The sequence below is a fragment of the Corynebacterium sp. HMSC06C06 genome, assembly GCF_001807295.1.
GTDB lineage: Bacteria > Actinomycetota > Actinomycetes > Mycobacteriales > Mycobacteriaceae > Corynebacterium > Corynebacterium striatum.
Window position 1 is genome coordinate 1 of the sequence record NZ_KV788497.1, and the last position, 19,767, is coordinate 19,767.

Consider the following 19,767-nt stretch of genomic DNA (forward strand, 5'->3'; position numbering starts at 1 on the left):
AACTAATCAATGCACCCTAAAACCGGAAGAGCCGTTTTATTCTTACTTCTTATTCTGCTTGGTTTCCCGCCTTCTTGGTTGATGACGTTGCCCATGCAAAAGGCTCTCCCCCTTACCCGGAGGTAATAGGGGAGAGCCTTCGAATATACGTCAAAGTGACGAAACGCTCTGGCTTAGAGCTTTACGGGGTAGTCGCGCTGCTCGATCTGTGGATCGATGCGGTTTTCGACGAAAATGCCGTGCCAGATCATGAAGGACAGGACGGTCCACAGGCGGCGGGAGTGATCGGAGACGCCATCGCGGTGCTCCTTGAGCATCTCCAGGACTTCCTTCTTGTTGAAGATGTCCTCGGTCTGCGACTCGTTGATCTGGTCTTGTGCCCACCCGTAGAGCTCGTCGCCGGCCAGCCAGTGGCGCATCGGTACCGGGAAGCCCAGCTTCTTGCGGTGCAATACGTGCGGTGGAACGATCTGCTCCATGGCCTTGCGCAGCGCGTACTTGGTGGTGCCGTGGGAGATCTTCAGATCGTGTGGAATGGTTTCTGCGACCTTGAAGACTTCCTTGTCTAGGAACGGAACACGCAGCTCCAGGGAGTTGGCCATGTTCATCTTGTCTGCCTTGACCAGAATGTCACCACGCATCCACGTGAACAGATCCAGGTGCTGCATGCGGGCTACTGGATCGAAGTCGCGGGACTGCGCGTAGATAGGTGCGGTCACCTCGCGGTGATCCCATTCTTCCTTGGCCCATGGGATGACGCGCTGCATCTGCTCGAAGTTGAAGGAGCGGGCGTTGCCGTAGTAGCGCTCCTCCATGGTCATAGAACCACGGTTGAGCAGCGACTTCCCCTTCATGCCCTCGGGAAGTACCTTGGAAAGCCGGCCTAGACCGCGACGCAGTGGGGATGGGATCTTTTCGAAAGGTGCCAGGGAAAGCGGCTCCTTATAAATGGTGTAACCGCCGAAGAGCTCGTCGGCGCCCTCGCCAGAAAGAACCACCTTGACGTGCTTGCGGGCTTCCTGCGCCACGAAGTACAGCGGGACCAAAGAAGGGTCCGCGACTGGATTGTCGAGGTACCACATGATCTTCGGGATCGCGGTGGCGTATTCCTCGGGGGAGACAATCTTGACAATGTGCTCCACGCCAATTGCCGCAGCGGACTCGGCGGCAACGTCCACCTCGGAGTAGCCCTCGCGCTCAAATCCGGTGGTGAAGGTGAGCAGGTCAGGGTTGTGGCGCTTGGCCAGTGTTGCGATGGCAGTGGAATCAATGCCGCCAGAAAGGAAGGAGCCTACGGTCACGTCTGCGCGCATGTGCTTCTCGACGGAGTCCTCGAGAGCTTTGGCAATCTTGTCGAAGAGCTGCTGCTCCTGCCCTTGGGCAACCTTCTGTACTGGGAAGCGTGGCTTGAAGTAACGGTCGTTGACCACCTTCTGGCCCGGCTTTAACGTGACGGTGGAACCGGACTCAACGCGACGAATGTTGGAGTGTAGGGACTCTGGCTCCGGCACGTATTGCAGATCGATGTAGTGCTCGATAGCTCGCTTGTCTAGGCTCAGGTCTAGACCGAGCGGCTCCGCCATTTCGAGGATGCACTTCATTTCGGAAGCGAAGATGGTGCCTGCATCCGTGGTTGCGTAATAGAGCGGCTTGATGCCGAACTGGTCGCGGGCTGCGAACATCGTCTTGGTTTCGGTATCCCAAATGACGAAGCCGAACATGCCACGCAGGTGGTTGACCACGTCTTCACCCCAGTGGTGGTAGCCCACGACGATCGGCTCACCATCGCCCTCGGTGTTGAGCTTCAGGCCGGCAGCGCTAAGTTCTTCACGCAGCTCGATGTAGTTGTAAATTTCGCCGTTAAAGGTGAGGGCGTAGCGCTCTGGGTTATCTTCTGGTCCCCAGCGAAGTGGCTGGTGGGAGTGCTCAAGGTCGATGATGGAAAGACGGTTGAAACCGAAGGCCGCATCTTCGTCATGCCAGGTGCCGGCGGCATCTGGGCCACGGTGGCGCATGCACTGAAGGGACTGCTCAAGGGCGTCTACGTACTCGGCCGCATTGTGGTTAGCGGTCAATAGTCCGCAAAGTCCGCACATAGTGTGGTTGCTCCTTATTAATGAAGGGTATTTTTCTTCTGACCACTTTACGGCGCGAAGGGGCAAAAGCAGGAACGCGCGCCGAGTTGGCAGCTTCATCTCAGGCTTCATAAAGCTGATAGGGCAGAGGTGGCGTGAGCTTACCCTTTAGGGTGCGAACTTTCGGATGATGCAGACGCCGGCGCTTTGTGAATTGAGTCATAGATGAAGGGGGTCTATAGGGGCCTTGGTTGGGCCCTTATGCAGGTGGGCCGGTAACATCCACAGCGTTCTTTGCTTACAGAGCTTAAAAGCAAGAGTTTGTGGACTCCGAAAAGGTAAGAAACGCAGGCTCCATCCACTATCCTGATTGGATAGGAATGCTCTGTGAGTATTCGAGAAGTTTGTGTGGACAGAAAGGCAGAACACACGTGGGACAGCGTAAACAGCGCAACTTTGCTCGCAAGGCGGGCCTAGCTGGCGCAATCGCTCTTGGTGGCTTTGCATTGGCCGGTTGTGACGTGAAAGCTCCAACCGCCGTTGAGAACCTCTTGGGCTTTGGTTGGCCAAAGGGTATTACCCCTGAGGCAGAGTCTATGTACAACTTCTGGATTTGGGTCTGGGTTGCAGCATGGATTATCGGTTTTATCATGTGGGGCTTGTTCCTCATTGCCATCTTCAACTGGAACGCGAAGAAGGCTGAAAAGGACGGAAAGGGTGAGTTCCCAAAGCAGCTGCAGTACAACGTGCCGCTGGAGATGGTGCTGACCATCGTTCCGATCCTCATCATCATGGGCCTGTTCTTCTTCACTGTTCAGGCGCAGCAGAAGGTTACTGCCCTGGATAAGAACCCAGAGGTTACCGTCGATGTCACCGCTTACCAGTGGAACTGGAAGTTTGGTTACGCCGAGAACAAGGTTGATGGCCAGAACTACAACGGCGAAGACGTCGAGCGTAAGAAGCTGGCGGAAGAGTCTGCTATCGACCCTGAGGGCGTAAAGAACCCGAACCCAATTCACGGCAAGTCCATGGGTGACATCTCCTACCTGAACTTCAACAAGATTGAAACCGTCGGTACCACCGAGGAAGTTCCGGTTCTGGTTCTTCCTTCTGGGACTCCGATTGAGTTCCGTCTCGCTTCCGGTGACGTCTCCCACGCTTTCTGGGTTCCGGAATTCCTCTTCAAGCGAGACGTCTACGCACACCCTGAGGCAAACGCTCAGGAGCGTCGTTTCCAGATTGAAGAAATCACCGAGGAAGGCGCATTTGTTGGCCGTTGTGCTGAGATGTGCGGTACCTACCACGCCATGATGAACTTCGAGATTCGCGTCGTTAGCCGCGAAGACTTCAATAAGTACCTCACCTTCCGTGAGCAGAACCCGGAGGCAACCAACGCTGAGGCTCTTGAGCACATCGGCCAGGAACCTTATGCAGTGACCACCTCTCCGTTCAACTCTCAGCGCGATACCCGCGACGGTGACAACTTCGTTGGCACCCCGAAGGCATAAGTAGAAAAGGACTGAATTCACAATGCGTGCAACATCTAAGGTCTTCTACTCGATTGCGACCTACCTCTTCGTTTCCCTGGTGGTCTACGTTCTGGGCGTTAACTTCGTTAAGGATGATGGCTACCTCTACGGCCCCGAGTGGGCAGGTATCGTCGGCCTTACCCTGGCGTTCCTGCTGTGCGTCATGCTCGGCGTGTACATCAACTTCACCGATTCCCGCGTCGACGTCGCTCCTGAGGACTGGGAAGAGGCAGAGACTGAGGACGGCGCTGGCATCCTCGGCTTCTTCTCCCCGGGTTCCATCTGGCCGCTGGCTATGACCGGCTCCATCGCCCTGCTGGGCCTTGGCATCATCTTCCTGTACTTCTGGTTGATTGTGCTTGGCGCTGCCTGCCTGGTGGCTTCCGTTACTGGCCTGTCCCTGCAGTACGGTCTGCCGAAGGAAAAGCACTAGGCTTTTCGTGAGTGTCGGAACAAGCTTCACGACGCCCGCCTGAAACTTCTCGCGTCCCCCATCGCATAAGCGGTGGGGGACTTTGGCGATCTTGCGTCGGCTAGACGCCAAAAAAGTTCCCGAAGGTTCCAAGAAAATCTCGAAGTTGCTCGCCATTGGGGGAGAGCGAGCCATGAAACTAATGAGCATACGTAGCGCTTTTGAGGAAGTAATAGCACGTGAGGGCCACTTTTTACGGGGGTCAACCGAAAGTTGGAAACCTGCGATTTTGACCTGAAGTCCTTTGTGATTTATGTCATTGAACTTCCTCCTCAAACTGGTTGCAAAGGATGGATGAAGGTCTCAACTTTCGAAACGCAAATTTGGCCTAGTTAGGTGCGGGCTGTTTAAAAGCTTGTTTACCTGCAGGGATGAGGCGTCGTAAAGCGCGCTCAAAAGTTCCCGCTAAACCGTATTTTTTTCCAAATTGGGAACATTCTGGCAGTGGGCTGCAAACGAAGTAGGAGGCGGTTAAGAAAATCGGGGGGAATAGAAGTGACTTCAGGGTTCTGACCGGCCATACTGTTAAGCGTGACGAGCGTAGTTTCAAACCAAGGTATGGCAGCACCACGTGTTGCCGCGCTGAACCGACCCAACATGGTCAGCGTGGGCACCATCGTGTTCCTGTCTCAGGAATTGATGTTCTTTGCCGGACTGTTCGCGATGTGGTTCACATCCCGCGCGAACGGCCAGGAAGGCGACTGGGCGGAGCATACCGCTCATATCAACGTGCCGATGGGCTTTCTCATTACGGCAGTGCTGATTACGTCTTCCGTGACCTCTCAGTTCGGCGTTTTCGCAGCAGAAAGGGGTGACGTATACAAGCTCCGACTCTGGTACTCAGTGACTTTGCTGTTGGGTGTTGTCTTCTTGGGCATCATGGCATTTGAGTGGACAGAGTTGATCATTCACGGTGTGACTATCCAGTCCAGCGTTTTTGGTTCGGTCTTCTACATTCTGACCGGCTTCCACGCTGCACACGTGACCGCGGGTCTTATTTCGTTCGCGATCATTTTGGCGCGTATCGCTAAGTCCAAGTTCACGCCTGCACAGGCAACCGCAGCGATGGCAGTGTCTTACTACTGGCACTTCGTCGACGTTGTCTGGATCGGCGTGTTCGTAGTCATCTACCTAGTCCAGTAGGCCGTAGGAGCCCGGGAGCAGGCTCTCGGCCTACAGCCATCCATTTCCGTGTACGAGTTATCTAAAGGAAAATGATGGATAACATCCAGCAGACCGCCGCAGTGGAAGAGACCACTGCCGCGGCTAAGAAGACCCGCCGTCGCCGCAAGGCGAAGCGCACTCTTGCCGGCGCCTTCGCACTGAGCATCGGCCTGACTGGCGCTGGTGTCCTGGCTTCTGCCTTGACCCCGGATGCGCAGATCGCCACGGCTCAAAAAGATGACCAGGCTCTCATCCAAGAGGGTAAGGACATCTACGATGTCGCTTGTATTACTTGCCACGGTGCAAACCTTCAGGGTATTGAGGGCCGCGGTCCTTCCCTCGTAGGTGTCGGCGCCGGATCCGTGTACTTCCAGGTTCATTCTGGTCGTATGCCGATGATGTCTAACGACGCACAAGCAGAGCGCAAGACCCCGCGCTATACCGAGCAGCAGACTCTGGCACTGGCTGCATACGTCGCTGCGAACGGCGGCGGCGCAGACATCGTCTACAACGAAGACGGCACCGTCGCGCAGGAATCTCTCCGTGGCGCTAACTACAACGGCCAGATTCAGGCCGAGGACGTAGCTAAGGGCTCCGAGCTGTTCCGCATGAACTGTGCATCCTGCCACAACTTCACCGGCCAGGGCGGCGCGCTGTCCTCCGGTAAGTACGCTCCGCCGCTGGCTCCGGCCAACGAGCAGGAGATCTACCAGGCAATGCTGACCGGTCCGCAGAACATGCCTAAGTTCTCCGACCGACAGCTGACTGCAGACGAGAAGAAGGACATCATCGCCTACCTCAAGTCTGCAAAGGAAACCCCGTCTCCGGCTGGTTGGGACCTCGGTGGTCTCGGACCAGTTGCTGAGGGTCTTGCAATGTGGATCATCGGCATCAGCGCTCTGTGCGTTGCCGCTATGTGGATTGGATCGCGCTCATGAGCAATGTAAAGAAGAACTACACCGACGCTGAGCTCGACAAGATGAGCAATGACGAGCTGGCTGCCCTCGGCACCGAGCTCGACGACGTAACCGTTGCATTCCGTAAGGAGCGCTTCCCGGTTGAAGGCGACCTAGCTGAAAAGCGTGCCGCCACCAACGTAACCATCTGGTTGCTGATTTCGGTCATCGCAGGCCTTGCTTTCTTGGGCGTATACCTGTTCTGGCCGTGGCAGTACAAGATGCTGGGTGAAGACGGCCTCTGGGGCCACACCCTGTACACCCCATTGCTGGGTGCTACCTCTGGCCTGGCCATCATGGCCTTGGGCTTCGCAATCGTGCAGTACGTCAAGAAGATTCTGCCGGAAGAGATTTCCGTGCAGCGTCGTCACGACGGTCCTTCCGAGGAAGTTGACCGCCGTACCCTTACTGCACTGCTCAACGACTCGTGGAAGACCTCCACTCTGGGTCGCCGCAGCACCATCAAGGGTCTGCTTGGCGGTGCCGGCGTTCTGTTCGGTTTGACTGTTATTGCTCCGCTTGGCGGCGCGGTTAACAACCCGTGGAAGAAGCGCCACGACCTGAACTACGCAGGTGACGGTACCCTGTGGACCTCCGGTTGGACGATGCACGAGAAGGGCGTCAAGCTCTACCTGGCACGTGATACCTCCACTATTGCTGAAAAGCACGAGGGCGAGTCCGGTACTCACTACACCACTCGTGGCCTTGCTCGCCTCGTTCGCGTACGTCCTGAGGACCTCGCTGCCGGCGGCATGGAGACTGTTTTCCCGCTCGCTGCGGAAGACGTCAACGATGGTGACCTGTGGTCTGAGGATAAGGACGTCTACGAGAACCACATGCACTCCATCCACGGCAACCGTAACGCCGTGATGCTCATCCGCCTGCGTCACTCCGATGCGCAGAAGGCTATTGAGCGTGCTGGTCAGGAAGACTTCCACTACGGCGATTACTACGCCTACTCCAAGATCTGTACCCACATTGGTTGCCCGACCTCTCTGTACGAGGCTCAGACCAACCGCATTCTCTGCCCGTGCCACCAGTCGCAGTTCGACGCTTTGCACTACGGTAAGCCGGTCTTCGGACCTGCTGCTCGTGCACTGCCACAGCTGCCGATCGGCGTGGACGAAGAGGGCTACCTCGTTGCCAAGGGTAACTTCATTGAGCCTGTCGGACCTGCATTCTGGGAGCGTAAGTCATAATGAGTAACAAACTTGCCAAGATGGGCAACAACATGGATTCGCGCTACTCCGCCGCCGGAGTTCTGCGAACCCAGCTGAACAAGGTCTTTCCGACCCACTGGTCCTTCATGCTCGGTGAGATGGCTCTATACAGCTTCATCATCCTGCTGTTGACCGGTATCTACCTGGCACTGTTCTTCGATCCTTCCATCACGAAGGTCATCTACGACGGTGCGTACACCCCGCTGAACGGCGTCGAGATGTCTCGCGCATATGCAACGGCGCTTGACCTCTCCTTCGAGGTTCGCGGTGGTCTGTTTGTCCGCCAGATGCACCACTGGGCAGCACTCATGTTCATGATGTCCATGGTTGCTCACATGCTCCGCATCTTCTTCACCGGTGCGTTCCGTCGCCCGCGTGAGGCCAACTGGATCATCGGTTGTGCACTGATTCTCTTGGGCATGGTCGAGGGCTTCCTCGGCTACTCTCTCCCGGACGATCTGCTCTCCGGCGTTGGTCTGCGAATCATGTCCGCTATTATCCTGGGCCTGCCTATCATCGGCACCTGGCTGCACTGGGCAATCTTCGGCGGCGACTTCCCGTCCGACCTCATGCTGGACCGTTTCTACATCCTGCACGTTCTGGTTATCCCGGGCATCATCCTGGGCCTGGTTGCCGCTCACCTGATCATGGTTTGGTTCCAGAAGCACACCCAGTTCCCTGGACCGGGCCGCGCTGAGAACAACGTCGTTGGTGTCCGCATTATGCCGGTCTTCGCTACGAAGGCAATCGGCATGGGCATGATGGTTGCTGGCGTTCTGGCTCTGATGTCTGGTCTGCTGACCATCAACGCCATCTGGCTGCTTGGCCCGTACAACCCGTCTCAGGTCTCCGCCGGTTCCCAGCCGGATATCTACATGCTGTGGACTGACGGTGTTGCTCGTGTCATGCCGGCATGGGAGCTGTACCTCGGCAACTACACCATTCCTTCCGCATTCTGGGTTGCACTGCTCTGTGGTGCGATGGTCGTCCTGCTGTTCGCTTACCCATTCCTTGAGAAGAAGTTCACTGGCGACGACGCTCACCACAACCTGCTGCAGCGTCCGCGCGACGTTCCGGTTCGCTCCGCTATCGGCGCAATGGCAATCACCTTCTTCCTGCTGGTGACCCTGTCCGGTGGTAACGACCACGTCGCACACTTCTTCCAGATCTCGCTGAACGCAATGACCTGGGTCGGTCGTATCGGCCTCATCGTCCTGCCTCCAATCGCTTACTTCATGACCTACCGCATCTGCGTCGGTCTGCAGCGTTCCGACCGCGAGGTCCTGGAGCACGGCATCGAGACCGGTGTTATCAAGCAGCTGCCGAATGGTGCCTTCATCGAGGTCCACCAGCCGCTTGGCCCGGTCGACGAGCACGGCCACCCGGTTCCGCTGGAGTACGCTGGCGCACAGGTCCCGAAGCAGCTCAACCAGCTTGGTTTCGCTGACGCCGAGACCCAGGGCATCTTTGCTCCGGACGACGCCGCTCTCATGCACCGCGTACACGAGATTCACGAAGAGAACCATGCCGAAGAGGCAGAGATGTACCGTCGTCTTAACGAGGCTAACCGCCGCGAAGACGAAGAGAACGGCCGCATCTAAGCACTCCTTTAAGGGTTAGCGCCCGAAACTCGCTCACAACCCCCGTCTCCTCCTTTATAGGAAGTAGAGATGGGGGTTTCGCGATCCTGTTGGAAGACCTAGCGGTTGTTTCCTACATTGGTTCCCTGGTCGGCTATCAAGGCGTGTAGGGGCGGGCGTTAAGGGGAGCTGGCACCGGGGTGCAATATCTGTTACCTCCGTTGGAGCATTCTGGCGCCACGATGGCTTTAGGCGCGCCCTAAGCGCTGTCTGCTGGAGTGAGGAGCCTTCTAGACAAGTTGTGGGATCGATCAGGTGGTGGGAATCAGGAATTGTCGGGAAATTCCCTTCGAGGATAAATAAGAGAAGCCTTTGAAAAGCGCCGGCAGTTCTTGCCTAGTTATGCCTCTGTACATGGCTGGCACGGCTACTCAATCCCGTGTGCAGATTTGGTCCTATATATAGGAAGGGTTTTAAGTTCTTACGAGGTTGCTACCGTGTGGGCGTGCTTTGCTTTTGCTGCTCTACGCTGTTTGCTTACATATAAGGAGCTAAAGGAAGACTCGGAGTAAGCAGGGGAGTGCGCCCGCCGCAGATTGCCCTTGTGGCGGATATTGACACGAGTCGACTTTTAGAATCGGCTCCAAGGGCTTGTCACGTGATTCCGGGACTGTGTCTTGGTTAGCGCGGGGTACAGCGTCCGAAGGCGGCTATAGCGGCGTTGCTAACTGTCAAACCGAGCGGTGTGGCGTTCTCTGACACCGACCTGACGTTGATTACGGCTCGTGGATTCTCATTTAAGTCTGCTATTTAGGATGCTGATCTTGGCCGTTTTCGGGGCGAGTTTAGAGTGAAAGTTGTTGTTCTAGCGCCTTGTGTGAGTTCGTTTAATCACTGCGTGGCGAAGCTCACAAAATACATTTTTTCAACGATTTGAAGCTTCAATCTTTGATGATATGTGCGCAATCTTAGGGTGTGGCGAAGTGTGGCATTGTCGCAGGTGAGAGATTGTCTCAAAGTGATAACGGGGAGCGTTCCCCGAGCGTTTATTGCAAACATTTCGGAATTATCAACAGAAGATAACAGGACGGTAACAGCGCCCTTTTTTGACGGAAAATTCGACACGGGACGTGATGATTTCGTAACCTACTTGAGACATTGAGTTACCGACACGAGGTGCTCAATACGAACTGAAGATTTAAGCGCCGCATCTGGCCCCTCCTGAACCGGGGCCGAGTGGAGATGTTCCTACAGGAACGGAACATCAACGAACGCTAGGCCCGACCAGGGTCAGAGCTTTGATTATCCGATTCGCTCGGAGGCGGCACACTTTAGTTCCAGCAAAACATCCTTTGCTGAACTGAGTGTGTGCAATCGAAGTAGGCGCGCAGGAAGATTTGGAGTTTATTTCGTGGCTAAGCACCGTCGTCAGGGCGCAATCAACACCCGCCGTATCGCAACCACCGCAGTTGCAGCAGCATCCGCAGCCGTTGCTGTCCCGGCAGTCGCACAGGGTGCAGAGGTTGTTATCCCTAACACCGACTTCCGCTTTGAGGTTGCAGGACTGGAAAACGTCCCGAACATCAACCAGGTGCCGAACATTCAGCAGTATGTTCCTTCCCTGCAGCAGGCAAACGTAAACTACGCCGCGTCCGTACAGGCTCCTGTTCCGGCTCCAGCCGCAGCACCGGTTCAGTCTGTAGGGCAGAAGGCACTTGCAGCAGCGCGCTCTGCAATGGGCTCCCCATACGTTTACGGTGCGGCAGGCCCTAGCGCATTCGACTGCTCAGGTCTGACCTCTTGGGCTTACCGTCAGGCAGGCGTTGAGATTCCTCGCACCTCCCAGGCTCAGGCAGCTGGCGGCCAGCAGGTCTCCCTTGATGCCCTGCAGCCAGGCGATATCATCGTCTACTACTCTGGTGCATCCCACGTTGGTATCTACACCGGCAACGGCACCATCATCGACGCTTTGAACTCCGGTACCCCGGTTCAGGAGCGTTCCCTGCACTACATGCCGATTCACTCCGCAGTTCGCTTCTAAGCGTCCGCCTGTTTCGGCCTAAAGACTCTTCTCGTCCATCTCTCGATGGAATAGAAGGGTCTTTTTATGGTTTTATTGAGACTCGTGCCGGTATAGAAATCGGCAGCTCCATGCGCTATCATCAAGCAGTCTTCTAATATTTTCTAAGCCTTGGGAACTTCAACGTGCTTTCTTCAACTTTGCGGGCTCGCCGCACAGCAACCGCGGCTTGCGCTGCAGCTCTTGCTTTTTCTGCTGCCTGTGGCGCTGTCACTGTGCCTGTAGCTTTTGCTCAGGAAGTGGAGAGCGCTCAACCAGAACAGTTGCAGCAGCTCATTGATCGCGTTGCGGAAGTAGCGCAGCGCGTTTCCGCAAAAAGCGAAGAGGTGAAAACGCTCGAAGATCAGCTCAGCGAAGCTGAAAAGGAAGTCGTAGCCCTCCAGCAGCATGCCGATGAAGCCAAGGCTGCAGCGGAAGATGCGTCAAATGCCGTTGCGGATCAGCAGGGCCGCATCAACGGCATCGCACAGTCTCGTTATCGCGGAGATTCCCGTAGTGCTGTGTCCGCAGCTCTCAATGCGGCAGACACAGCCTCGGCTGTAGAGCGCATGGGATACTTGGGCGCACTATCCCGCACCGCACAACGTCATCTTCTAGAAAAGTCAGCAGCCGCGCAGGAAGCGCGCGCTCTGCAGGAAGAGGCCGCTGCCGCAGTCAAGGCCGCCCAAGATAAAGCTGCCGATCTCAAGGTCAAGCGTGACGGCCTAGTGAAAGAACAGCAAGAGCTCGAGAAACAGAAGAAGGACATCGAGGCACAGGTCGATAGCCTGAACGAGGAGCAACGTGCTGCCTTCGTTGGACGCTTCGGTGCTCAGAACGTTGACCTCGCAGCGTTAGCAGATGGCTCCGGCTCAGAGGCAGTGGCCGCGGCTCTCACCCGTATCGGTGCGCCCTATGGTTGGGGAGCAACAGGTCCGGATACATTCGACTGTTCCGGATTGATGGTGTGGAGTTATCAGCAGATGGGCAAGTCCATTCCGCGTACCTCCCAGGCGCAGCTCGCCGGCGGCACGAAGGTGCCGCTTGATCAGCTCCAACCAGGTGACATTATCGGTTACTACCCAGGTGTAACCCACGTCGGTATGTACGTCGGTGATGGCCAGGTCGTCCACGCTTCGACCTACGGCGTTCCAGTCCAGGTGGTTCCGTTGGACTCTATGCCTGTTCAAGGCGCAGTGCGCTACTAGAGTAGGGCGCATGGCGCGCACTCTACTGGTTACTAATGATTTCCCGCCCACAATCGGCGGGATTCAGTCTTATCTACGGGACTTCGTTGACACGATCGATCCTTCTGAAATCGTGGTGTTTGCCTCCACCCAGGACGCGGAAGCCGCCGCGCTTTTCGACTCTGCCCAGCCCTATACTGTGGTGCGGTGGCCACACAAAGTCATGCTTCCGACTCCCGCAACTGCGCGGGAGATGCAGCGCCTCATCAGGGAGCACGGCGTCGTCAATGTGTGGTTTGGCGCAGCAGCCCCCTTGGCGCTGATGGGCAAAGCGGCCAAAGAGGCCGGCGCGCACAAGGTTGTCGCGACGACGCACGGTCATGAGGTGGGGTGGTCAATGCTGCCTCTCGCGCGCCAAGCCTTGCGCGAAATCGGTCGGCACGCTGATGTCATCACGTATATCTCTGACTACACATTGCGTCGCTTGACCGCGCCCTTCGGGCCTGGTCCGCGGTGGGTTCATCTTCCTTCCGCTGTGAGCCTCGAGGATTTCTCTCCGGCGGATGCGGCGGCAAAACAAGCTGCGCGAGCTCATTTTGGCCTTTCTGAAGGACCAGTTATTACCTGCATTTCCCGCCTTGTTCCCCGCAAAGGGCAGGACCAGTTGCTGCGTGCGCTTCCGCAGGTACGGCAGCGTTTCCCCGATGCCCAATTGCTCATTATTGGCCGTGGGCGTTACCGCACTGCTCTCAGTGAACTGGCTGACATCTATGCCCCCGACGTAGTTATCCGGGAAGCGAAGGACTCCGAAGAACTCCAGCAGGCATTGCATGCGGCGGACGTTTTCGCGATGCCTGCACGCACCCGCGGCGGAGGGCTTGATGTTGAAGGCTTGGGAATTGTCTATCTGGAGGCCCAAGCCTCCGGAATCCCGGTGGTAGCAGGTGATTCCGGCGGCGCCCCGGAGACTGTGACGCCAGAGAGCGGAATCGTGGTACATGGTTCAAGCGTTCCTGAAATAGTCGAGGCATTGTGCACTTTGCTTGGCGACGCCTCCCTTGCTCATCGCATGGGCCGCGCCGGACGCATGCATGTTGAACAGGAATGGACGTGGGAGATCATGGGGGAGCGTCTTCGCCGAATTCTCGATGAAGAGTAGCAAAAGCGATACAACGGCTGCGGGGTATTCGCTTGATCGATTCTTCACTGGCGCGCAGAATGTGAACATTAGCCCACATGGGGTATATCCTTTTGTGCATGCTTGAACACGCCCATCCTGCCGTCGACTCCGGTCTCACCATCGGTTTCGACATTGGCGGCACCAACCTTCGTGCGGCGGCTATCGACGCCGATGGCGAGATCGTGGACTCCGTGAGCGTGCCGACGGCCAAAGTCGCCACGCAGCTTGAAGATGACATTGCCCGTGCAGTCGAGGAACTCAGTGCGACCCACGAGATCTCCGCCGTGGGGCTGGCTCTCGCGGGATTCCTTGACCCAGAGTGCGAAACCGTGCGTTTTGCCCCGCACTTGCCATGGCGCGATGCGCCCGTTCGTGAGATCTTGAGCAAAAGGATTGGCCTGCCGGTGCGTCTCGAACACGACGCAAACTCGGCAGCCTGGGGCGAGTGGCGCTTTGGCGCGGGCCGCGGCGCAAAGGACTGGGTGTTCTTCGCAGTCGGCACCGGAATCGGTGCCACGCTCATGACAGAGGACAAGATCTACCGTGGAGCCTTCGGCACCGCCCCAGAGTTCGGCCACCTCACCGTGGTTCCTGGCGGACGTGAATGTTCGTGCGGCAAGCGCGGCTGCTTGGAGCGTTATGCATCGGGCACCGCACTGCCAGACACCTGCGAGGAACTGCGCCCACAGTACGAAACAGAGCTTCCGGCCAATGCCACAGGCGTACAGATTACGCAAGCGGCCCGCGAGGGTGACCCGCTGGGGTTGGCCGTTATGGAGAACTTTGGCACGTGGCTCGGACAAGGCTTGTCCATCGTGGCAGATGTCTTGGACCCTGAACTCATCGTTGTGGGCGGCGGCGTCGCCAATGACGCGGATCTCTACCTAGAGCGCGCACACGAGAACATGGCACGACAGATCGTGGGCGCTGGACATCGCCCACTGGCCCGCGTGGCCACTGCGGAATTGGGTTCAGCCGCGGGTATGATTGGCGTTGCTGACCTTGCCCGTCATGGGCTCACCGTAGGTTAATTAGACGACAGGGACTTCACGATGCGAAACAAGTGGTACTGGGCCTTTAAGAACATTTTTTTCGGCCCTGCTCTGCGAGTATGGAACCGCCCATGGACCGAAGGAATGGATAATATTCCAGCCGAAGGCCCAGCCATCCTTGTTTCGAACCATCAAGCAGTGATGGATTCTTTCTTCTTCCCTCTCATGTGCCCGCGCCAAATCACGTTCTTGGCCAAGAGCGAATACTTCACCACACCAGGCGTGGTTGGCCGTGCACAGGCTTGGTTCTTTAGTTCCGTTGGACAAGTTCCGGTAGAACGCGACAGTGACGCTGCAGGCGATGCCATGCTTAAAGCTGCCAAGAAGATCCTCGACAGGGGAGACCTCTTTGGTATCTATCCAGAAGGTACCCGCTCTCCAGATGAGCGCATCTATAAAGGCCGCACTGGCATGGCGCGAATCGCCATGGCCACCGGCAAGCCCGTCATCCCAATCGCCATGATCGATACCCGCAAAGCGAACCCCATTGGTAGTTGGGTCCCGCGACCCATCAAGGTAGGGATGCGAGTAGCCAAGCCCATCGATCCGCATGCGTGGGCGGCCGAACGCGGCCTTAACCCAGAAGAGCACGAGACCATTCGTGCTTTCACCGACTTCGTGATGCATGAGCTCGCTGAGTTGGCTGAGAGCTCCTACGTGGACCTATATGCATCGGACGTAAAGGCATCGCTGCAGGCAGGCCACGGATACCCCGCTGGGGCCGAACCAACTGGGGAGGCGCGCTAGCCATTGAGCCCCTCGCAGCCTCGATTAGCGTGGCCGGACATCGCCAAGGGCATTTCAATCCTAGGCGTTGTCCTTTTGCATGTCACCCTCACCGTTCCCGAATCCAGTGAGACTCGGCTGGCCGCTTTCAATGTGTGGCTTGATCCCCTACGCCTGCCGTTGTTCTTCCTCGTCAGCGGCTATTTTTCTAGCAAGGTCTTTAGCTTTACTTTCCCACAGCTCTTTGCCCGACGCCTGTGGTATTTCCTCGTGCCCTACGTCGTGTGGATGGCGGTGGAGCTGCAAGTAAAGCGTGTGGAATTGCATTGGGTTTTCGAAAGCCCGTTGTTTGACCGCAACGAGATGCTCTTCAACATGGTGGTGGGCCACACCATGGCGTGGTTTATCCACGCGTTGATATTCTTCAATATTTTCTTGTGGTGCGTGCGCAAGCTGCCCGGGTGGCTGGCGCTGCTGCTGAGTTTTGCACCCCTGCTCTTTATGGCGTGGCAGGCGCACTACACGGTCATTGCTAAAGCGATGATGTTCCTCCCAGTGTTCGTGGGCGCTGCCTTCTTCCGCGACTGGATTACCCGTTTCGCAGCAGAGGCAGAGGCCCCTTTCCAAGGCCGTTTTACTCGCACAACATTCTTCGTCTACGCGGGAGTCATTGCATCTTATGCTGGTGGTTTCCTGTTCCGCCGCGCCTGGGACGAGTACCCGCAGGAGGTCTTTATCCCGTGGCCGCTTCCTGGTGCGGAATATCTGACTTCGAACGAGGTCCACATCATGGTCCGCTTTGTTGAGCAGACACTCGAGGTTCCTTTTGGCATTGTCATGGCCATTTGGGTTTCTCATTTGCCCAAAGTCTCTACCGCCTTGCGCTTCGTGGGCTCGCATACGCTGCCCATCTATCTGGGGCACCCTATCGGCTTGACAATCGGCTACGGTTTCTTCATGGCTTGGTTCCCGCACACTGTCTCTCTCGACGGCCAAACCCTCCTGGACAACACGCGGTTCTGGCTCATCGCCTGCTTTGTCTTCGCAGCTTGGGCTGCCTTGGCACTGTGGGCGCTGGGCAAAGTACCAATTGTTGGATGGCTTCTTAAGCCTCCGTCGATTACGCATCTGGTGGAAACAGCCCCGCGGCGCGACCACCCAGAAAATGAGGCGTCGTCAAGCATGGGCGCAGGGCCCACGAGACCCCATCGCATTCAGATCTAGGCAAGGCAACTAAGATAAGACCCCGTGCGCTACTTCTATGACACCGAATTTATCGAAGATGGAGAGACCATTGAGCTGGTCTCCATCGGCATCGTTGGGGAGAATGGTAGCGAGTATTATGCGGTGTCCACGGACTTCAACCCTGCCCATGCCAACGCTTGGGTGCGCGAAAACGTCCTAGACAAGTTGCCTTCCCCGAGTAACCCCGTATGGAAGTCGCGCGAGCGCATCCGCGAGGAGCTGCTCGAGTTCTTCGCCGCCCACGCCACGCCGGTGGAACTGTGGGCCTGGGTTGGTGCCTATGACCACGTAGTCTTGGCCCAGCTCTGGGGTGATATGACCGGTCTTCCTAAGCGGATGCCGCGTTTTACGCGCGAACTCAAGCAGTACTGGGAATTTGCCGGCTGCCCCAAGCTGCCGCCGGTTCCGCAGGGCAATCACGATGCGCTTGTCGACGCCCGTCACAATCTCGCAAAATTCCGCGCCTGCATGGATGTACTACCCCTAGGAAGGGCCAACCAAGTCACTATCTAGCATCTAACTAACGCGCGACAGGTTAATAATGGTTAAATAGCCATGTGAGTTGGACAGTAGATATCCCTAAAGAAGCACTTCCGGACCTCCCACCATTGCCAGCAGGCATCGAGGAGCGATTCCAGGACGTCATCGCGCGTGATGCGAAGCAGCAGCCCAGCTGGGATCAGTCCCAGGCAGACAACGTTCGCAAGATCCTGGAATCTGTTCCACCGATCGTTGTGGCCCCAGAGATTGAAGAACTCAAGCGCAAGCTTGCCGACGTCGCCCTGGGTAAAGCATTCCTCTTGCAGGGCGGCGACTGCGCTGAGACCTTCGAGTCCAACACTGAGCCGCACATCCGCGGCAACGTGAAGACCCTCCTGCAGATGGCCGTGGTGCTCACCTACGGTGCCTCCACCCCTGTGGTCAAGCTCGGCCGTATTGCCGGCCAGTACGCTAAGCCGCGTTCTTCCGACGTCGATGGCAACGGTCTGCTCAACTACCGTGGCGACATCGTCAACGGTGTGGAACCCACCGAGGAAGCTCGTCGTCACGACCCAGCCCGCATGGTGCGTGCATACGCGAATGCGTCCGCAGCGATGAACCTCGTGCGTGCGCTGACCTCTTCCGGCACCGCTGACCTGTACCGCCTCCACGAGTGGAACCGCGAGTTCGTGGCCAACTCCTCGGCGGGTGCGCGCTACCAGGCGCTTGCCAATGAGATCGAGAATGGCCTTGCTTTCATGAATGCTTGTGGGGTTTCCGATGAGACGCTGCGCTCGGCGGAGATTTACTGCTCCCACGAGGCATTGCTCAAGGACTACGAGCGTTCCATGCTGCGTCTCGGCGTCGATTCTAACGGCGAAACCAAGCTTTATGACTTGTCCGCACACCAGCTGTGGATCGGTGAGCGCACCCGTGGCTTGGAAGACTTCCACGTCAACTTCGCCTCGATCATCGGCAACCCAGTGGGCATCAAGCTCGGCCCGGGCGTTACCCCGGAGCAGGCCGTTGAGTACGCAGAGAAGCTCGACCCGAACCGTGAGCCGGGCCGCTTGACCATGATCACCCGCATGGGCCACGACAAGGTGCGCACCGTGCTTCCGGCAGTAGTCAAGGCAGTGGAGGACTCCGGCCACAAGGTTGTTTGGCAGTGCGACCCAATGCACGGCAATACCTTCACCGCATCGAATGGCTACAAGACCCGCCACTTCGACAAGATCGTGGACGAGGTGCAGGGCTTCTTCGAGGTACACCGCGAGCTGGGCACCCACCCAGGTGGCGTGCACCTCGAATTCACGGGTGAGGACGTCACCGAGTGCCTGGGCGGCGCAGAGGACATCACTGACGTGGACCTGCCGGGCCGCTACGAGTCCGCAGTGGACCCGCGCTTGAACACCCAGCAGTCGCTGGAGCTGTCCTTCCTCATCGCAGAGATGCTGCGTAACTAGGCGAAGAACGTCGGCATAGAACCGTATTGGCCGGAGCCGAACCACCACCCGCCCAAGGCGACGGCAACGGTTGCTAGCCCAACGAACGCCAAGAACAGCAGCAGCGTGAACACGTTGCGGTTGCTTAATGGGCGCTCGGCTGGCTCGTCTTCAGCGATGTGCGACAGCGCGCCCTGAGGCTGGGGCTCTAGCGGTGCTTGTGCGTGATAGTTAGGTGCTGGATACTCCGCGCCGCGCGGGGCCACAGGTGGACCTGGTGGCGCGGCGAAGGGCGGAGCCGGCAAATCCGCGCGAGTTTCAAAACTCAGCGGTGCGCGGTGGGGGATATCCGCAGGAGGGGTCTGCGGAATGTATTCGGTCGCTGCCTCTGGGGCAGGGGCGGTGTGCTGCTCTGCGGGGGTTGCAGAGGGAGTATCGATAGTGGTCGTCGCGTCAAAGACGTGCGTGGCGCCGGTTCCCGAGAAGTCGGTGGGCTGTTCAGCTGTGCGGGCGGCCGCTGCGTTGCGCGGAACTGGAACGGTGAACTCCGGCAGATCTAGGTCCCGTGTGACGTCGTCAAGAGCGTCGAGGAACTCCCCGGCGTCGGCGAAGCGCTCGCTGGCTTGGCGAGCGGTTGCGGTGGCCACGAGAGCGTCGAAAAGCTTCGGCACCCCGGCAATGCGTGACGACGGCGCCGGAACATCGGCGTGCAGGCGCGCTGTCGCGTGTTCCATCGGGGTCGCGCCACTAAATGGCACGGTGCCGGTGAGCAGCTCGAAGAGAACCACGCCCGCAGAATAGACGTCGGATTCAGGCGTGATCGGCTCGCCCGTGACTTGCTCAGGGGAGAGGTAGGACACCGTACCGACGATCTGGTTCGACGCCTGCTCGGCCGCCGCGGAGCGCACCAGACCAAAGTCACCGAGCTTCACCCGGTTATGCGAGGTAATGAGCACGTTGTCCGGTTTAATGTCGCGGTGTACCAGGCCAGTGCGGTGCACCTCGTCCAGGCCCATGAGCATCGGGTGCATCACGGCGGCAGCCGCATGCGCAGGCATGGGTCCGCGCTCGGCGAGCAGCTCGCGCAACGTGCCGCCCGTGATGAGTTCCATGATGAGGTAGATGGGCACGCCTTCGGAAGAGAAGTCATGCACGGCAACGAGATTGGGGTGCTGTAGCTGCGCCATGGCGCGGGCCTCCCGCTCGAAGCGCTTCACAAAGGCAGGGTCGTCCTGGTAGCGCTCGTCCATGACCTTGGCGGCCACAGCTCTGCCTAGGCGCAAGTCAACGCAGCGATACACGGTGGACATACCACCTTGCGCGATTGGCCGATCAACTCGATAGCGGTCTTCGAGTACGTCGCCTATTTCCAGCCTTGTCATGCATTCCAGTATGGC

General features: G+C 57.7%; 16 protein-coding genes. 14 read left to right on the plus strand and 2 right to left on the minus strand.

From position 1 onward, the window contains the following. Window positions 1–173: 173 nt before the first annotated feature. Window positions 174–2,096: an asparagine synthase (glutamine-hydrolyzing) gene (gene asnB, locus HMPREF3153_RS07455; RefSeq protein ID WP_070420476.1), complete on the minus strand. Its 1,923-nt coding sequence runs from the start codon at window positions 2,094–2,096 to the stop codon at window positions 174–176. A 410-nt stretch (window positions 2,097–2,506) separates the two neighbouring features. Here asnB and HMPREF3153_RS07460 point away from each other — a divergent pair, with 410 nt between their 5' ends. From HMPREF3153_RS07460 to HMPREF3153_RS07525, 14 genes are all read left to right on the plus strand, one after another. Beyond that, window positions 2,507–3,583 carry an aa3-type cytochrome oxidase subunit II gene (locus HMPREF3153_RS07460; RefSeq protein ID WP_046645206.1) on the plus strand — a complete coding sequence of 359 codons (1,077 nt, stop codon included), beginning with the start codon at window positions 2,507–2,509 and terminating at the stop codon, window positions 3,581–3,583. 22 nt (window positions 3,584–3,605) lie between these two features. Continuing rightward, window positions 3,606–4,037, plus strand: coding sequence for an aa3-type cytochrome oxidase subunit IV (locus HMPREF3153_RS07465; protein ID WP_046645207.1), 432 nt, complete (start codon window positions 3,606–3,608; stop codon window positions 4,035–4,037). A gap of 597 nt (window positions 4,038–4,634) precedes the next feature. Beyond that, window positions 4,635–5,219 (plus strand): aa3-type cytochrome oxidase subunit III, encoded by a 585-nt coding sequence (locus HMPREF3153_RS07470; RefSeq protein WP_180298325.1) that lies wholly within the window; start codon window positions 4,635–4,637, stop codon window positions 5,217–5,219. 71 nt (window positions 5,220–5,290) lie between these two features. Then, window positions 5,291–6,178, plus strand: coding sequence for a cytochrome bc1 complex diheme cytochrome c subunit (locus HMPREF3153_RS07475; protein WP_005528657.1), 888 nt, complete (start codon window positions 5,291–5,293; stop codon window positions 6,176–6,178). Then, a complete protein-coding gene (locus HMPREF3153_RS07480) occupies window positions 6,175–7,395 on the plus strand; it encodes a cytochrome bc1 complex Rieske iron-sulfur subunit (RefSeq protein WP_070420477.1) in 1,221 nt (406 codons plus the stop codon). The genes HMPREF3153_RS07475 and HMPREF3153_RS07480 overlap by 4 nt, the downstream gene beginning before the upstream one ends. Continuing rightward, window positions 7,395–9,017, plus strand: coding sequence for a cytochrome bc1 complex cytochrome b subunit (locus HMPREF3153_RS07485; RefSeq protein WP_046645208.1), 1,623 nt, complete (start codon window positions 7,395–7,397; stop codon window positions 9,015–9,017). Before HMPREF3153_RS07480 ends, HMPREF3153_RS07485 begins: the two co-directional genes overlap by 1 nt. 1,390 nt (window positions 9,018–10,407) lie before the next feature. Continuing rightward, a complete protein-coding gene (locus HMPREF3153_RS07490; protein ID WP_046645209.1) occupies window positions 10,408–11,037 on the plus strand; it encodes a C40 family peptidase in 630 nt (209 codons plus the stop codon). A gap of 164 nt (window positions 11,038–11,201) precedes the next feature. After that, on the plus strand, window positions 11,202–12,263 hold the full coding sequence (locus HMPREF3153_RS07495) for a C40 family peptidase (RefSeq protein ID WP_371440902.1): 1,062 nt from the start codon (window positions 11,202–11,204) through the stop codon (window positions 12,261–12,263). A gap of 10 nt (window positions 12,264–12,273) precedes the next feature. Beyond that, window positions 12,274–13,401 carry a glycosyltransferase family 4 protein gene (locus HMPREF3153_RS07500; RefSeq protein ID WP_070420478.1) on the plus strand — a complete coding sequence of 376 codons (1,128 nt, stop codon included), beginning with the start codon at window positions 12,274–12,276 and terminating at the stop codon, window positions 13,399–13,401. 98 nt (window positions 13,402–13,499) lie between these two features. Continuing rightward, a complete protein-coding gene (locus HMPREF3153_RS07505; RefSeq protein WP_070420479.1) occupies window positions 13,500–14,453 on the plus strand; it encodes an ROK family protein in 954 nt (317 codons plus the stop codon). Between the two features lie 21 nt (window positions 14,454–14,474). Next, window positions 14,475–15,221 (plus strand): lysophospholipid acyltransferase family protein, encoded by a 747-nt coding sequence (locus HMPREF3153_RS07510; RefSeq protein WP_005528673.1) that lies wholly within the window; start codon window positions 14,475–14,477, stop codon window positions 15,219–15,221. A 3-nt stretch (window positions 15,222–15,224) separates the two neighbouring features. Beyond that, the gene (locus HMPREF3153_RS07515; RefSeq protein WP_070420480.1) at window positions 15,225–16,424 is read left to right on the plus strand and encodes an acyltransferase family protein; all 1,200 of its coding nucleotides are present in this window, start codon (window positions 15,225–15,227) and stop codon (window positions 16,422–16,424) included. A 24-nt stretch (window positions 16,425–16,448) separates the two neighbouring features. Continuing rightward, window positions 16,449–16,958, plus strand: coding sequence for a polyadenylate-specific 3'-exoribonuclease AS (locus HMPREF3153_RS07520; RefSeq protein WP_046645210.1), 510 nt, complete (start codon window positions 16,449–16,451; stop codon window positions 16,956–16,958). Between the two features lie 44 nt (window positions 16,959–17,002). Continuing rightward, complete coding sequence (locus HMPREF3153_RS07525) at window positions 17,003–18,391, plus strand: class II 3-deoxy-7-phosphoheptulonate synthase (protein WP_034656806.1); 1,389 nt, start codon at window positions 17,003–17,005, stop codon at window positions 18,389–18,391. Here the strand turns inward: HMPREF3153_RS07525 and HMPREF3153_RS07530 are convergent. Beyond that, on the minus strand, window positions 18,388–19,752 hold the full coding sequence (locus HMPREF3153_RS07530) for a protein kinase domain-containing protein (protein ID WP_049160301.1): 1,365 nt from the start codon (window positions 19,750–19,752) through the stop codon (window positions 18,388–18,390). The genes HMPREF3153_RS07525 and HMPREF3153_RS07530 overlap by 4 nt on opposite strands. Window positions 19,753–19,767 lie beyond the last annotated feature (15 nt).

Coding starts and splice junctions, on each gene's coding strand:
- HMPREF3153_RS07485 (WP_046645208.1), top strand. CDS start 7,395: ATGAGTAACAAACTTGCCAAGATGGGCAACAACATGGATTCGCGCTAC.
- HMPREF3153_RS07500 (WP_070420478.1), top strand. CDS start 12,274: ATGGCGCGCACTCTACTGGTTACTAATGATTTCCCGCCCACAATCGGC.
- HMPREF3153_RS07465 (WP_046645207.1), top strand. CDS start 3,606: ATGCGTGCAACATCTAAGGTCTTCTACTCGATTGCGACCTACCTCTTC.
- HMPREF3153_RS07475 (WP_005528657.1), top strand. CDS start 5,291: ATGATGGATAACATCCAGCAGACCGCCGCAGTGGAAGAGACCACTGCC.
- HMPREF3153_RS07530 (WP_049160301.1), bottom strand. CDS start 19,752: ATGACAAGGCTGGAAATAGGCGACGTACTCGAAGACCGCTATCGAGTT.
- asnB (WP_070420476.1), bottom strand. CDS start 2,096: ATGTGCGGACTTTGCGGACTATTGACCGCTAACCACAATGCGGCCGAG.
- HMPREF3153_RS07470 (WP_180298325.1), top strand. CDS start 4,635: ATGGCAGCACCACGTGTTGCCGCGCTGAACCGACCCAACATGGTCAGC.
- HMPREF3153_RS07505 (WP_070420479.1), top strand. CDS start 13,500: ATGCTTGAACACGCCCATCCTGCCGTCGACTCCGGTCTCACCATCGGT.
- HMPREF3153_RS07510 (WP_005528673.1), top strand. CDS start 14,475: ATGCGAAACAAGTGGTACTGGGCCTTTAAGAACATTTTTTTCGGCCCT.
- HMPREF3153_RS07480 (WP_070420477.1), top strand. CDS start 6,175: ATGAGCAATGTAAAGAAGAACTACACCGACGCTGAGCTCGACAAGATG.